The sequence below is a fragment of the Halorubrum marinum genome (genome assembly GCF_048381195.1).
In the GTDB taxonomy this organism is placed as follows: Archaea; Halobacteriota; Halobacteria; order Halobacteriales; family Haloferacaceae; genus Halorubrum.
The window spans coordinates 523,805-536,333 of record NZ_JBLWMM010000006.1 but is presented as its reverse complement, the minus strand read 5'-3'; the positions used below and the strand labels follow the sequence as shown (position 1 = coordinate 536,333).

At 70.5% G+C, this 12,529-nt stretch carries 15 protein-coding genes and 1 tRNA gene; 8 read left to right on the top strand and 8 right to left on the bottom strand.

Annotation, left to right across the window (positions count from 1 at the left end):
- Positions 1–28 precede the first annotated feature (28 nt).
- Genes ACNSN4_RS12100 through ACNSN4_RS12090 form a run of 3 tightly spaced genes read left to right on the top strand, consistent with a single transcriptional unit; the run spans position 29 to position 3,779 of the window.
- Positions 29–2,071: a NosD domain-containing protein gene (locus ACNSN4_RS12100; protein ID WP_418286070.1), complete on the top strand. Its 2,043-nt coding sequence runs from the start codon at positions 29–31 to the stop codon at positions 2,069–2,071.
- Positions 2,068–2,898 carry an ABC transporter ATP-binding protein gene (locus ACNSN4_RS12095; protein ID WP_418286069.1) on the top strand — a complete coding sequence of 277 codons (831 nt, stop codon included), beginning with the start codon at positions 2,068–2,070 and terminating at the stop codon, positions 2,896–2,898. The genes ACNSN4_RS12100 and ACNSN4_RS12095 overlap by 4 nt, the downstream gene beginning before the upstream one ends.
- The gene (locus ACNSN4_RS12090; RefSeq protein WP_418286068.1) at positions 2,895–3,779 is read left to right on the top strand and encodes an ABC transporter permease subunit; all 885 of its coding nucleotides are present in this window, start codon (positions 2,895–2,897) and stop codon (positions 3,777–3,779) included. Before ACNSN4_RS12095 ends, ACNSN4_RS12090 begins: the two co-directional genes overlap by 4 nt.
- A 24-nt stretch (positions 3,780–3,803) precedes the next feature.
- Here the strand turns inward: ACNSN4_RS12090 and ACNSN4_RS12085 are convergent, their stop codons facing one another.
- Positions 3,804–4,148 (bottom strand): DUF7471 family protein, encoded by a 345-nt coding sequence (locus tag ACNSN4_RS12085; RefSeq protein ID WP_418286367.1) that lies wholly within the window; start codon positions 4,146–4,148, stop codon positions 3,804–3,806.
- Positions 4,149–4,263: 115 nt separating this feature from the next.
- On the opposite strand from ACNSN4_RS12085, the gene ACNSN4_RS12080 reads away from it, so the two are divergent.
- The 4 genes from ACNSN4_RS12080 to ACNSN4_RS12065 all read left to right on the top strand — a co-directional run bounded on the left by ACNSN4_RS12080 (position 4,264) and on the right by ACNSN4_RS12065 (position 7,348).
- Positions 4,264–4,767 carry a winged helix-turn-helix transcriptional regulator gene (locus tag ACNSN4_RS12080; protein WP_418286067.1) on the top strand — a complete coding sequence of 168 codons (504 nt, stop codon included), beginning with the start codon at positions 4,264–4,266 and terminating at the stop codon, positions 4,765–4,767.
- Between the two features lie 83 nt (positions 4,768–4,850).
- Complete coding sequence (locus tag ACNSN4_RS12075) at positions 4,851–5,789, top strand: sulfite exporter TauE/SafE family protein (RefSeq protein ID WP_418286066.1); 939 nt, start codon at positions 4,851–4,853, stop codon at positions 5,787–5,789.
- Positions 5,790–5,869: 80 nt separating this feature from the next.
- Positions 5,870–6,559, top strand: a complete 690-nt coding sequence (locus tag ACNSN4_RS12070; protein WP_418286065.1) for an SCO family protein — start codon at positions 5,870–5,872, stop codon at positions 6,557–6,559.
- A 156-nt stretch (positions 6,560–6,715) separates the two neighbouring features.
- Positions 6,716–7,348: a DJ-1/PfpI family protein gene (locus ACNSN4_RS12065; RefSeq protein WP_418286064.1), complete on the top strand. Its 633-nt coding sequence runs from the start codon at positions 6,716–6,718 to the stop codon at positions 7,346–7,348.
- A gap of 86 nt (positions 7,349–7,434) precedes the next feature.
- On the opposite strand, the gene ACNSN4_RS12060 is transcribed toward ACNSN4_RS12065, so the two are convergent.
- The 7 genes from ACNSN4_RS12060 to ACNSN4_RS12030 form a co-directional block, all read right to left on the bottom strand.
- Positions 7,435–7,908, bottom strand: coding sequence for a universal stress protein (locus ACNSN4_RS12060; RefSeq protein ID WP_418286063.1), 474 nt, complete (start codon positions 7,906–7,908; stop codon positions 7,435–7,437).
- A 75-nt stretch (positions 7,909–7,983) separates the two neighbouring features.
- Entirely contained in the window at positions 7,984–8,286 is a 303-nt protein-coding gene (locus ACNSN4_RS12055; RefSeq protein ID WP_418286062.1) for a hypothetical protein, read from the bottom strand.
- Positions 8,283–9,617, bottom strand: coding sequence for a helix-hairpin-helix domain-containing protein (locus ACNSN4_RS12050; RefSeq protein ID WP_418286061.1), 1,335 nt, complete (start codon positions 9,615–9,617; stop codon positions 8,283–8,285). The genes ACNSN4_RS12055 and ACNSN4_RS12050 overlap by 4 nt, the downstream gene beginning before the upstream one ends.
- Positions 9,614–10,006 carry a hypothetical protein gene (locus tag ACNSN4_RS12045; protein ID WP_418286060.1) on the bottom strand — a complete coding sequence of 131 codons (393 nt, stop codon included), beginning with the start codon at positions 10,004–10,006 and terminating at the stop codon, positions 9,614–9,616. Before ACNSN4_RS12045 ends, ACNSN4_RS12050 begins: the two co-directional genes overlap by 4 nt.
- Positions 9,996–10,559 carry a hypothetical protein gene (locus ACNSN4_RS12040; RefSeq protein ID WP_418286059.1) on the bottom strand — a complete coding sequence of 188 codons (564 nt, stop codon included), beginning with the start codon at positions 10,557–10,559 and terminating at the stop codon, positions 9,996–9,998. The genes ACNSN4_RS12045 and ACNSN4_RS12040 overlap by 11 nt, the downstream gene beginning before the upstream one ends.
- 84 nt (positions 10,560–10,643) lie before the next feature.
- Entirely contained in the window at positions 10,644–11,156 is a 513-nt protein-coding gene (locus ACNSN4_RS12035; protein ID WP_418286058.1) for a hypothetical protein, read from the bottom strand.
- Between the two features lie 205 nt (positions 11,157–11,361).
- Positions 11,362–11,435, bottom strand: a tRNA-Tyr gene (locus ACNSN4_RS12030).
- Positions 11,436–11,596: 161 nt separating this feature from the next.
- Between ACNSN4_RS12030 and ACNSN4_RS12025 the strand changes: the two genes are divergently transcribed.
- Positions 11,597–12,502, top strand: a complete 906-nt coding sequence (locus ACNSN4_RS12025) for a hypothetical protein (protein WP_418286057.1) — start codon at positions 11,597–11,599, stop codon at positions 12,500–12,502.
- The last annotated feature ends 27 nt before the right edge of the window (positions 12,503–12,529 follow it).

The window sequence follows — 12,529 nt, the reverse complement described above, 5'->3', positions numbered from 1 at the left end:
CTATACCGCGACCGGACAACGGTCTAGTGTGGCAGTTTTCGATCCGTACGGCGACCGGTCACGGCTCGCGCTCGTCGGGCTCGTCGCGGTCGTCGCAGTCGCCGCGGTCGCGACCGCGGGCGCGTTCCTCGCCGACCCCGCGGAGGCGACGCCCGACCCCGTCCGCTACGACGACACGGTCGCGCTCGGGCTCTCCGCGGAGACCGACGAGCTGATGGCCGCCTCCGCGCGGATCCCCCGCGTGCAGGTGTTCTACTCGCAGCTGCAGTACGTCGTCGGCTACAACGGCGTCGAGTCGTTCGTCGACCGACTCGGCGACGACCGAACCGAGCGCCAGTTCGGCTACCCCCTCGTCGCGTACGTCGAGACGTTCGACGGAACCGACCCGGGGACGACCGAGTCGGGCTTGTTCCGGACCGCGGCCGGACGCGCCCCCGCGTGGACGCCCGCCGACGAGGCGGCGTACGTCGTCGACAGCGACGCGCGGACCCCTTCCGGCGAGACCGTGATCCCGTTCGCGGAGCGGGACGCCGCCGAGGCGTTCGCCGCGGTACACGACGGCGCAGTCGTCGATTGGGAGACGGTTCGCGCCCGCTCGTTCGCGGTCGACTCGGCCGAGACGGTCCGCGAGACGGCCCCGGCGCGGTGGGCCGCGGCCGACGACCGCGTCGCGGCGGCCGAGCGGACCGCCGACCGGCCCGTCACGGTCGTCGTCGGGGAGGACGCGCCGACGATCGCGGCCGCGCTCGACGAGGCCCCGCCGAACACCGCGGTCGTCGTCCCGCCCGGTCGCTACGAGGAGACGCTCGACGTGACCAAGCCGGTGACGATCGCCGGCGACGACAGCCAAGCCGCCGGCGACGACGCCCGGATCGTCGGCGACGCGAACGGCTCCGTGATCACCGTTCGCGCACCGAACGTGACGATCTCGGGGGTTTCCATCGACGGCACGGGCGACCAGACGCGGGACCCGGACGCGGCGCGGGAGGCCGCACGGGCGGCCGACGACGAGACGTGGGACACGAACATCCAGCTCGGCTACGGCCACGGCGACGCCGGGATCCGCGGGCTCGGCGCGCCCGACCTCTTCGTCGACGACGTGGCGGTCGCGACGAACGCCAGCGGCGTGCTCCTCCGCGACGGCTCCGACGCGGTGATCCGCGACCTCCGCGTCGACGGGGCCGACGACTGGCGCGACGGGTTCATGGGCGTCACCGGCATCGAGTCGCGCGTGACGGTCACGGACAGCCGGTTCGCGGACGGTCGCGACGGCGTCTATCTCCACCGGGCCGACGGCTCGGTGATTCGGAACTCGACGTTCACGGTGAACCGCTACGGAACCCACCTCATGTACACCGGCGACGCCCTCGTGGCGGACAACGCCTTCCGTGACATGTCGTACGGCGGGATCACGGTGATGACACGGCCCGCGAACAACGCCATCGTCGGAAACGACGTCCGTCGCTCCGGCGCGGGGATCCAGGCGTCCGGCACCGGGACGTACGTCGGCTACAACGCCCTCTCGAACAACCGGCTCGGGCTCTCCACCAGCTCCCGCGGCTCGCTGTACGAGCGCAACGTCCTCGTCGACAACGAGATGGGCGCCCGCGCGACGACCGTCGTCCCCGCCAGTCGCGTCGTCGCCAACGACTTCGTCGGGAACGACCGGCACGCGAGCGCCGGGGCGGGCGCGCTGCGCGTCTGGGCCGACGGCGACCGCGGTAACTACTGGGAGGGCGCCGACGTCGGCCTCCACGCGCCCGGCGAGCGAGCGTACCGTCCCTCGTCGCCGGTCGACGCCGCTCTCCACCGAGAGCCCGCGGCGGTCGCGCTCCGCGAGTCGCCGGCGAGCGCGCTCCTCGACCGCCTGCGCGGCACCGTCCCCGGTGCCCGCTCGGGGAGCATCATCGACCCGGTACCGGCCACGGAGCCGCACGCGCCGGACCGGGTCGCCGCCGCGGCCGACCCGGACGGACCGCCCGCACACGCCGACTGGCGGGGCGAGTTCGCCGCGACCGCGGGGACTGCGAACGCGACTGCGACCGCGACCGCGGGGGTGAGCAGTCGATGACGACCGGCGACCGCCGCCCGATCGCAGCGCTCGACGACGTGACTCGTACGTACGGCGGCGTCCCGGTGCTCGACGGGGCGTCGCTCGCGGTCGAGCCCGGCGTCACCGCCGTCGTCGGCCCGAACGGCTCCGGGAAGTCGACGCTGCTCGGGCTGCTCGCCGGCACCGTGACGCCGACCACGGGGACGGTGCGGCGACCGGGCGCGGGCGAGAGCGGCGACGGAGTCGGCGCCGCGAAGCCGATCGGCTACCTCCCGCAGCGGGTGCCGTTCCGCGGGGGGTTCACGGCGCGCGAGACGCTCGCGTTCTACGCCCGGCTGGTCGGCGCGGACCCCGACGCGGCGCTCGACCGGGTCGGACTCAGCGACGCGAGAGACCGGCGCGTCGAGGCGCTCTCGGGCGGCATGAAGCGGCTGCTCGGTATCGCGCAGGCGACCCTCGGCGACCCGTCGCTCGTCGTCCTCGACGAGCCCGCGAGCGGGCTCGACCCGGGGATGCGCGAGCGCGCGTTCCGGACGGCCGCCGAGACGGCCGCCGGGTCCGACGGCGGCAGGGCGGTCGTCCTCAGTTCGCACGACCTCGGCCTCGTCGACGCGTACGCCGACACCGTGGTCCTCCTCGCTCGCGGAGGGATCGTCGCCGCGGGGGCGCTCGACGTGCTCCGTGCGGAACACGACGTCGGCGACGCCGCCGGGCTCTACCGCGCGCTGGCGGTCGGCACGGGAGACGAGGAACCGGACGAGAGCGGAGTCGAGACCGGCGACGGCTCGGACGGGACGGAGGGCGGGCGGGAGACCGTCCACGTGACGGGGGTGTCCGAGGAATGACCGACGCGTCCGGAGGCGTCGGGGTCGGACGGCTCGGGGCGATGGGGACCGTGTTCCGCCGCGAGCTCGCTACGGTGCTGCGCACGCCCGGGTACGCCGCCCTCGCGGTCGGGCTGCTCGCGGTGCTCGGCGGGCTCGTCGCCGTCGGCGGCGGCGGAGCGACGGGGTTCGTGCCGGCTGTCGTCGACCTGCTCCTGCCGACGGAGGTGTTGGTGCCGCTTTTCGCCGTCGCGTTGGGATACCGCTCGCTGCTCGCCGACGCCGCGAGTGGCGAACTCGCCGTGATACGAACGTATCCCGTGAGCGTCGGGAGCTACGTGCTCGGCGTGCTGCTCGCGCGGTGCGTCGCGCTGCTCGCGGTCGTCGGCGTTCCGTTCGCGCTGGTCGGGACGTACGTCTGGGTCACGGCAGCGCCGGACACCGGTATCTTCGCGACTCACACCGGCGTCGACTCGCCGCTCTTGTACCTCCGGTACCTCGCGCTCGTCGCGCTCCTCGGCGCGGCGTTCCTGTCGCTGTCGGCCGCGGTCTCCGCGGTCGCGTCGAGTCGGCGAAGCGCGCTCGCGCTCGCGGTCCTCGCGCTGGTGGCCGGGGTGCTCGGCGGCGACCTCGCGCTCCTCCGGTCGCTGGCGGAGGGGACCTCGGCGGCCGCGATACCGGCTCGGATCGCGCTCACGCCGAACGGAGCGTTCCGCGGGCTCGTCTTCGAGCACGTGATCGGCGTCGCGTTCGCCGACGACGGCGGCGTGGTCGACACCCGGCGCGCGCTCGGATCGCTCGTCGGGTGGACCGTCGCCGGCGTCGCCGTCTCGGTCGGCACGCTCGCAGTCGGCGGCCGAGTCGACGCCGCGGTCGAACGCGTTCGGACTCGGCTCGAGTGAGAGCTCGCCGCGACCGATTCTCGTTCACGACTCGCCGGGAACGGTCCCCGGCGCGTGCGCGTACACCGCGTAGAGGATCGTCGCCGCGATCAGGAAGTCGAGGCTGTGCTCGACGAAGTGGTGCACCGGCATGGGCACGTGCCCGAGGACCGTCCCGGCCCCCACGACGGATCGAGCCAGCAGGGCACCGACGGCGACGCTGATGAGCAGGTACTGCCTGCTCCGGCGGCGGCGGTACGCGACGAGGCTCACGGCGAAGAGCACGGCCGTACCGATCCCGGCGACGGCGATCACCGCGAGCAGCGCAAGCGACCCCTCTACGCCCCACTCTTCGATGGTCAACAGCCCCAACGGCGCGAGCGTCGCGATCACGGTGCGTCCGCTTGGGGCGGGCGCGGTAAGAATACACCTCCCGACCGCTCCCGCCCGAAGAGAAGCCGCGCGCGCTTTTTATACACCGCTCCGCTACGCGATCTGTCTGCACATGGCGACGACCAGAACTCGGGTGCGACGGCACGTCCGCGACACGCCCGGGACCCACTTCAACCGCGTCGGCCGCGAGCTCGACATCGCCACCGGTCAGGTGCAGTATCACCTCCGGCGGCTCGTCCGTGACGGCGAGATCGTCGTCGAGCGCGTCGGCGGTCGCTCGCACTACTTCGAGCCCGCCTTCGAGCCGTGGGAGCGTCGAACGCTCGCGTTCCTCCGCCGCGAGACCGCCCGCGAGATAATCGTCCGGCTCCACGCCGACGGTGTGGTGCGACAGGCCGCGCTGACGGACGAGCTCGGGCTCGCGCGGAGCACGGTGTCGTGGCACGTCTCGACGCTCGTCGACGCCGGTGTCGTCGAGCGCTCCGCGGATCGCTCGGTGACGCTGACGCTGGCTCGCCCGGACCGGACCGCCGAGCTCCTCGATACGGTGTCCCCCTCGCTGCCGGACCGGATCGTCGACCGGTTCGTGCGGACCGTCGACAGCATCCTCGAGTGACCGTCGGTCCCGTTCGACGGTCCGACGGCGGCGTTCGGCGTTCGCACCAGATCCGTTAGGACCGCACGCCTCGAAACCCGAGCATGCGCGCGTTCGCGGGCGGCGTCGAATCGCTCCTGACCGCGATGACTGCCCCCCCGTTACCGCCGCGGGTCCCGCTCACGACGTGTGAGCCGTCGGGAACCATCCATTCGAGCGAGCCGATCGGGCTCGCCGTCTTCGCGCTAATCGGCCTGCTCGGCGGCGCTCACTGCCTCGGGATGTGCGGTCCTCTCGTGTCCACGTACGCGGATCGAATGCGGACCGACGGTGCCGGCGGTACTCGAAGCGGGGGCGGAAGCGGCGGGGATGGCGAAAACGGTGGCAACAGGAGACCCGCCGGGCGGCGCGACGACCACCTCACCGTTCGGCAGGTCCGCCAGCACGGCCTGTTCAACCTCGGACGCGCGGCGAGCTACGCGGCGATCGGAGCGCTGTTCGGACTCGCCGGAAGCCTGGTGTTCGTCACCGGGCGGACCGTCACGGCGGTCGCCGCCGACGTCCACGCGCTCACCGGGATCGCCGTCGGTGGGGTCATCGTCGCCATCGGGCTCCGGTACGCCCTCCGACTGGAGATGCAGTCGCTGCCGGTCCCGGGACTCGACGCGGCGTCGGGGTTCGTCACCGGGCGGATCGTCCCGCGCGTCGACGCGTGGGTCGGCGACTGGCGGATCGTTGGTCTCGGCGCGGCACACGGGTTCCTTCCCTGTCCGCTGTTGTATCCGGCGTTCCTCTACGCGTTCGTGCAAGGGAGCGCGCCCGGCGGCGCGGTCGCGCTCGGCGCGCTCGGCCTCGGAACGGTTCCCGCGATGTTCCTCTTCGGGACGGTGTTCCAGTCGGTGAGCGTCGCGACTCGCTTGCGGCTACACAGGGCGCTCGGCGTCGCGTTCGTCGCGCTCGGGTACATCCCCCTGCAGCACGGGCTCGCGACGCTCGGCGTGCCCCTGCCGCACCCGCCGATTCCCTACTACGCGCCGTTGTGAGTTCACGTCCGCCGCCGCGCCCCGTCCCGTTCGACGGTCGCACCAGACGCGTTATCGGTCCGGAGTCCGTCGATCGCACCATGAGACGGCGGGCGCTGCTCGGCGGAATCGGCGCGATGGCGACCGGGAGCACCGCGGGCTGTACGTCGCAGCTGTTCGACGACGGGCCCGACGGCGTCGTCCTCGATCCCCAAGACGATCAGATCGCCGACAGCGAGGCCCTCGCGTACCCCGCGTACGGACAGCGGCTCCCCGCCTTCGAGCTTCCCGACCCCCTGACGGGGACGACGCTAGACAGCACCGAACTGGACCGGACTGCCGTCGTGACGGGCGTGTTCACGACCTGCCCGGTCGAGTGCGACGTGCTCCTCCGTCGGCTCGTCGGCGTCCAGCAGCGGGTCGCGGACGCGGGACTGACGGACGACGCCGCCTTCCTCCCGATCACCTTCGACCCGGTGCGCGACGACGAGGCCGCGCTCAGGGAGAACGCCGAGCGAATCGGCGTCGACCTCGATGCGGGCAACTGGCACTACCTCCGGCCCGAGACCCGCGAGGACGCGAAGCGGATCGTCGACGAGCGGCTGGGGATCGGGTTCGAGCGAACGACCGAGAGCGACCGCCTGGAGGGGTACGATTTCACCCACGTGGTCGTCACGATTCTCGCCAATCCCGATGGGGTCGTCGAGCGGGCGTATCGCGGCGAGCACGTCGACCGCGATCGGGTCGCGAGCGATATCGACGCGATCGCGACCGCCTTCGACTCCGCGTGACTCGCTGTCGGAGCAGCGATACCGGTCCCCGCCGCGTGACGCGGCGATCGCGGGATCGGCACCGACCCCCCACGTTGCGCTGTCCCCGCTCGTTGCGCTGTCCCGATGACTGCCGGATGGGGAACGCACAAGCCACCGGCCGGCGTCCGGGTCCACATGAACGTGGACATTCTGCTGTACGACGGCTTCGACGAACTCGACGGGATCGGCCCGTACGAGGTGTTCGACTACGCGCTCGGCTACGCCGGTGAAGACGGGGATCGAGCCGGGCGCGTCCGGTACGTCACGCTCGACGAGCGCGAGACGGTGACCGCGAGCCACGGGACCCGAGTCGGGATCGACGGGACGCTCCCGGCACCGGGCGACGCCGACGCGCCCGACCTGCTGGTCGTCCCCGGCGGCGGGTGGAGCGCGCGCGACGAGGAGGCGAGCGCGTGGGCGGAAGCGCAGAAGGGGGACGTGCCGCGCGCGCTCGCCGATTATCACGCTGCCGGAACGCGGATCGCTTCCGTCTGCACCGGGTCGATGCTGCTCGCGGAGGGCGGCGTGACGGACGGGCGAAGAGCGGTCACGCACGCGGCCGCGATCGACGAGCTCCGGGCGTCGGGCGCGAACGTGGTGGACGCTCGAGTGGTCGACAACGGCGACCTGCTCACCGCTGGCGGCGTGACCTCGGGGATCGACTTGGCGCTGTACATCGTCGGCCGGGAGTTCGGCGAGGAGATCGCCGACCGCGTCGCGACCGTCATCGAATACGAGCGGCAGTACGAGGTCGCACGGGAGGAGTGATCGTTTCTGGGGCGCCGCCGCACGGGAAGAGGAGCCCGCAGCGATGATGCTCCCCGCGCCGCGCCCGACAGGGGGTCAGCGATTGCTTAGTCGTCCGCCGTGTCGTCCGGCAGCGGCGGTTCGTCCACGCCCGCGCCGTCGACGGTCGTGGTCTCGCCGTCACCGTCGACGGTGATGACGGTGCAGTCGAGTTCGCCCCGAAGGAACGAGTCGATGTCGGGGTCTGAGAGCAGTTTCTGAACCATCCGCCGCCACCGTCCCGCCTGCTTCGAGCCGATGACGACGACGTCGGCACCCTCGGCGACGATCTCTTCCAGGATCGTCTCCTCGACGAGAAAGCCGCGGCGGACGACGTATCGCGCGCGGTCCACCTGACCGATGCGCCGCTCGACCGCACGCTTGAGGTCGCCCCGAGAAACGCCGCCGGAGTTCTGGTACAGATCTACGTGGAGGATCGTGAGGTCGGCGTCGCGCTCTTCGGCGACGCGAACGGCCTCCCGCAGGGTCGCCTCGGAGTGCGACGACGGCGGGTACCGGACCGGCACCACGACGAGAGTCATGTCTGATCGGTTGCATTCGAGACGTAAATACGCTGTCGATGCGAATGATCGAGTTGAGAATTAGGAGCCCGCTCTTCACGCAACGGGAGCCCCCGTGATCGCGGCGAACTGCTCCGGGTCGAACCGAACCCCGCCGACGGCGTCGATCCACGGCAGCCCCTTCAGCCGCTGAGCTCGGCCGAACGGGAGCCGAACGACGGCGAACCCGGATCGGTGGTGAAGCACGAGCCGACCCGCAGTCCCCACCAGTCCGAGGAGCCCGGCGACGAACGCGTCGTGGTCGACCTCGTCCCGCCGCGTAACGAGGAAGAACCCCTCCGTCTCCGGATCTGGTCCCGTTATTTCGATCGACGCGCCGAACCGCTCCGCAAGGGTCATGCACCCTTTGCCATCCGCTGTGCCTGTTCGATCCAGTCCCCCGTCCGGCTCGTCGACACCCGCGCGACGTCGGCGACCGTCTCCGGGTCGAGCGTTGCGAGCTGTGAGGCGTTCTGGACGCCCGCATCACGAAGCCGGCTCGCGTACGTCGGCCCGATTCCCGACACCGCTTCCAAGGCGATCGGCTCGCGGTCGCCGCCGAGTCCCTCCTGAAGGGCGACGATACGGTCGGCCGGAATCGACAGCGTCTCCGCGAGCTCCTCGGGGTCCGGTCGGATCAGCGACTCGAGATCGGTCACGCCGGCACGGCGCAATCGATCGACGACCGCGTCACCGTTCTCGGGGTCGACCTCGGCGATCGCGCGCCGGAACGTCTCCATCCGGGCGCGCTCATCGTCACCGGACTCCCGGTCGTCGTCTTCGAGATCCGTTTCTCGGTCGTCTTCGGGATCCGTTTCTCGGTCGTCTTCGGGATCCGTTCGCGTGTTGGAGGCGTCGTTCGCGTCCGCGTCGCGCCCGGCGGGTTCGTCCGCGTCGTCGCTCGCCTCGTGCTCGTTCTCGTCCTCGGACTCCGGCTCCGCTGCAGGCTCGGACTCCGGCTCGGACTCGGCGGCGAGCACGAGATCGACCGGTGCCTCGGGCTCCGCGACCGTGTAGGGCTCGGGGAACTGCTCGACGACGGTTCCGGGCGCGGCGTCCGGGTCGGCGATCCGGTCGACCGCTCCGACGGCCAACTCGGCCGAAGCGAGGCGCCGCGCCGCGACCTCGCGCGACAGTCCGCGGAGGTCGGGCACGTCCGTGTATCTCGGTCGCTCGCGCTTCGGCTCCCCCCGGGGTGCGCGCAGCCGGAAGGAAACCTCGCTGAGATTCGCCGACGCGGAGGTCTCGTCCAGCGACGGAAGATGCATCCGCAGTCCGTCCTCCGTCTGGATCACGTTCGTCTTGAGCGTGAAGTCGACGTCGTCGACGCGGTAGCGCTCGCCCTTGAGGTCGTCGTCGACCTCTTGGAGCGCGGCGCCGAGGTTCGCGAACACCGTCTTCGGCTCCAGCGCCGGTCTGTTGGCTTCGAGCTCACGGATTCGGTCTTGGAGCCGTCCGCGCTCGTCTTCGAGGGTCGAGAGCTGGCGCTCCAGCGCGTTTCGCTCGGTTTTGACCTCGAGCACGTCGGTCTGGAGTCGCACGAGCGACTCCTGCTGGCCGGTGATCAGTCGCTCGATGGCCGCCCGCTCGATGGTCTCGAGCTTCTCGACTTCGAGCTGGCGAATCTCCTCCAACTGAAACGCCTCGCCGAGACGGACCGTGTCGTCGCGGGTCTCGTACCAGTCGCTCATGGCTGACGGGTCTCGGGCGGGACCGGCGCGATGCGGAGTCGCACCTCGCTCGCGAGCTCGGCGTCGACGTCGTACTCGTGTTTGACGCGGTGGTTCAGCGGCAGCGCGCTCACCACCGGTTTATACCCCCGGACCTTCTTCGTCTCGGGGTCCCGGATCTCACGACCCTCGATCGAGAGCGTCAGCTCCAGGTCCGCCTCGACCTCCGAAAACCGGAGCCACGACGCGTCGAGGTCGTAGGCGAGACTCCCGTCTTCGATCTCCCGTTCGATCGCCCGCTGGGACTGCACGGCTCGGCGGTCCATTTCCTCTTGGCCTTCCGCGACGGAGAAGGCGACGGCGCGAATGAACTCCTTGAGCGGTCGCTCGAGCCACCGATCAGTCGCCACGGAGATCCCCCTCGACGGCCTCGAGCTCGGCAGTCGGTCTGGCGGGGCTCGGCAGCGGCGTCGGTTGGAGCCGCGCCGCGAGTCGGGCGTTTGCGCTGGCCTCGCGGTCGAAAGACCGTCGGTCGATCACGCGCTGCGTTCCCGCCTGTAGCTCGAGCGGTCGCTCCGTGTGTTCTCCCTCACGGTCGAGATCGCGTCCGTCTCGCTCCGTGACGCTAACGTCGACCTCGACCTCGATCGTCGCGTCGCTGAACTGATACCGGGCGGGCGTGAGTCCGAGTTCGAGCAGGGAGCGGGACTCCGCGGGGGCGGTCGCCGTCGTCATCGATCCGTCGACGTCGATAGTGCGGGTGACGCTGGGAACGACGTCGACCGTCGTCTCCGCGAGGGTGTCGAGCATCTCCGCGGTGTGAGCGTCGAGGGCCGTCTGGGCGTCGGCGACGCCCTCGGCCAGCAGGTAGACGAGGTCGTCGAACGGGACGTCGGCGATCGGTCGCGTCGGTCGGTCGGAGGCGGTACTGCGCGGCGGTAGGTGATGGGCGCGTAGTGGCATGAATGTCGTGGCACGAGTGTCGTGATGACGTTTCGCGGATCGGGAGACGGTCAGTCGCCGTCGACCCGGAGCGGACGGGGGCTATCACTCGGTCGGTCGGTTGTCAACCGTCTCGACTTCGGGGAAGAGGTACGGCGGCTCCGGCACCGGGACCATCGTTGTCTTCAGTTTGCTCGTCCCGTGGACCTCCTTGCCGAACTTCCGGTTGTGGCTCACGTCGGTCTGGATGCTGCCGCCCCAGAGACCGAATCCGGCCCTCGCTTTGGCGCTCACGTCGATGTCGGTCTCGCGCTCGGTCGTCGTCTTGATGTCCATCTCGACCTCGATGACGGCCTCGGAGAACTGGTAGAACGTGGGGAACAACCCCGCCTGTAACAGTGAGACGTCGATCGGATCCGCGGAGTCGTAGGTGACGTCGCCGTCCGAGCCGATCGTTCGCGTGATCGCCGGGACGACCTCGATCTCCGTCTCGGCGAGGATCTTCGCCACCTCCACCGAGTTCATGTCTAACTGGTTCTGGGCGTCAGCGATGCCCTGCCCCATGCTGGCCACCATCTCGGGAAACGGCACGTCGAGGAGTTCTTGTCCTACAGACATTCTTAATCAATTATCGTAATAAATATTAAAGTAGTATGTAAGAAATTGGATAGAATACTGCCACTACGTTGGCAGTGCGCGGGCCGTGAGAGCTTGAGGAGTTGTCTGTCGTATTGGACCGTCTTCCGAGCCCTCGTTCGCTACGCTCGCGAGGACGAGGGGACAAGTCGGTCCACAGTCGGCTACGAATCGCTTTGAGAGAAAGTCCGCCCTCCCCGAATTGAACGGGGGACAAGCCGATCTACAGTCGGCTGCTCTACCAGGCTGAGCTAAGGGCGGGCAAGCTATTCTACCCGCTGGATCCGACTTAAGGGTTCCCTTTCAGTGCAGGTGTGATCCGACGTACCGCGGCACGGATCGACCGCCCGAGGGGCCATCGACGACCGACGCGATCGACGCCCGCGCGGGATTTTTAAGTCGCTCGCGGCGGGAGCGAACGTATGGCCGACGGCGACGACAGACAGGCGACGTTCGGGTCGGACGGGAGCTTGGAGACCGACACGACGCCGGACGCGACCGGCGAGAACGACTTCGGCGAGCCGAAGGAACCGAACGAGACCGACGGCGGGTACGGCCGCTACGTCGTCTCCAGCCTCCTCCAGAAGGCCGTGCGCCGCTCCGACGAGGAGGTCGCCGCGTGGGCCGCGTGGGAGCTCGCCCGCTCCGGCTACGCCTGGAACCTCTGGGACCGCCTCACCCTCTACGTCGTCGAGGACCTCCGCGCCGGCAGCGACGTCGCCCTCGCGATCGAGCGCTACGAGGAGCTCGCCACGGAGCGCTGGGAGCCCGCCGAGTGGAAGGGCCGACTCTGCGCGATCCACGCCGCGCTGGCGGCCGCCCGCGCAACTTCGACGCGCGAGGCCTCCAACGCCGACGCGTACTTCTCGGCCGTCGCCGACCGCCGCGCCGAGGCCCGCGAGCGCGGCGAGGAGCCCGCCCACGACTTCCCCGTCGGCAAGCTCGAACCGGAGGGGACCTTCGACGCGATCTTCGACGGCCACACCGGCGAGGGGGCGCGACTCGGCCGCGGTACGCGCTTTTTCAAGACGCACGGTGCCCGCGTCGGCCCGGAGGGCGAGGACGAGCAGAGCGCGCGGTGGCAGCGTCTCGCGATGCTGCTGGACGAGGACCACGACTACGACGCCGACGAACTCGACCGGGCCGTCGAACCCGTCGATCCCGACGATCCGTGGGGTGAGCCGGACGAGACGGATAGCGGCACGGACGAGACGGACGTCGACCAACCAAGCGGCACGGACGAGACGGACGTCGACCAACCAAGCGGCACGGACGGAGAGCCAGCAGACGACACGCCCGGCGGCTCACTGAGCGACTTCACGGAGTAACCGGGTCGGAGCGCCCCGCCGACGTCG

What these genes read in the sequence shown, in the direction of transcription:
- ACNSN4_RS12050 (WP_418286061.1), bottom strand. Translation starts at nt 9,617, where the DNA reads ATGAGCGACTGGTACGAGACCCGCGACGACACGGTCCGTCTCGGCGAG.
- ACNSN4_RS12065 (WP_418286064.1), top strand. Translation starts at nt 6,716, where the DNA reads ATGAACGTGGACATTCTGCTGTACGACGGCTTCGACGAACTCGACGGG.
- ACNSN4_RS12090 (WP_418286068.1), top strand. Translation starts at nt 2,895, where the DNA reads ATGACCGACGCGTCCGGAGGCGTCGGGGTCGGACGGCTCGGGGCGATG.
- ACNSN4_RS12035 (WP_418286058.1), bottom strand. Translation starts at nt 11,156, where the DNA reads ATGTCTGTAGGACAAGAACTCCTCGACGTGCCGTTTCCCGAGATGGTG.
- ACNSN4_RS12075 (WP_418286066.1), top strand. Translation starts at nt 4,851, where the DNA reads ATGCGCGCGTTCGCGGGCGGCGTCGAATCGCTCCTGACCGCGATGACT.
- ACNSN4_RS12025 (WP_418286057.1), top strand. Translation starts at nt 11,597, where the DNA reads ATGGCCGACGGCGACGACAGACAGGCGACGTTCGGGTCGGACGGGAGC.
- ACNSN4_RS12040 (WP_418286059.1), bottom strand. Translation starts at nt 10,559, where the DNA reads ATGCCACTACGCGCCCATCACCTACCGCCGCGCAGTACCGCCTCCGAC.
- ACNSN4_RS12080 (WP_418286067.1), top strand. Translation starts at nt 4,264, where the DNA reads ATGGCGACGACCAGAACTCGGGTGCGACGGCACGTCCGCGACACGCCC.
- ACNSN4_RS12055 (WP_418286062.1), bottom strand. Translation starts at nt 8,286, where the DNA reads ATGACCCTTGCGGAGCGGTTCGGCGCGTCGATCGAAATAACGGGACCA.
- ACNSN4_RS12060 (WP_418286063.1), bottom strand. Translation starts at nt 7,908, where the DNA reads ATGACTCTCGTCGTGGTGCCGGTCCGGTACCCGCCGTCGTCGCACTCC.
- ACNSN4_RS12070 (WP_418286065.1), top strand. Translation starts at nt 5,870, where the DNA reads ATGAGACGGCGGGCGCTGCTCGGCGGAATCGGCGCGATGGCGACCGGG.
- ACNSN4_RS12095 (WP_418286069.1), top strand. Translation starts at nt 2,068, where the DNA reads ATGACGACCGGCGACCGCCGCCCGATCGCAGCGCTCGACGACGTGACT.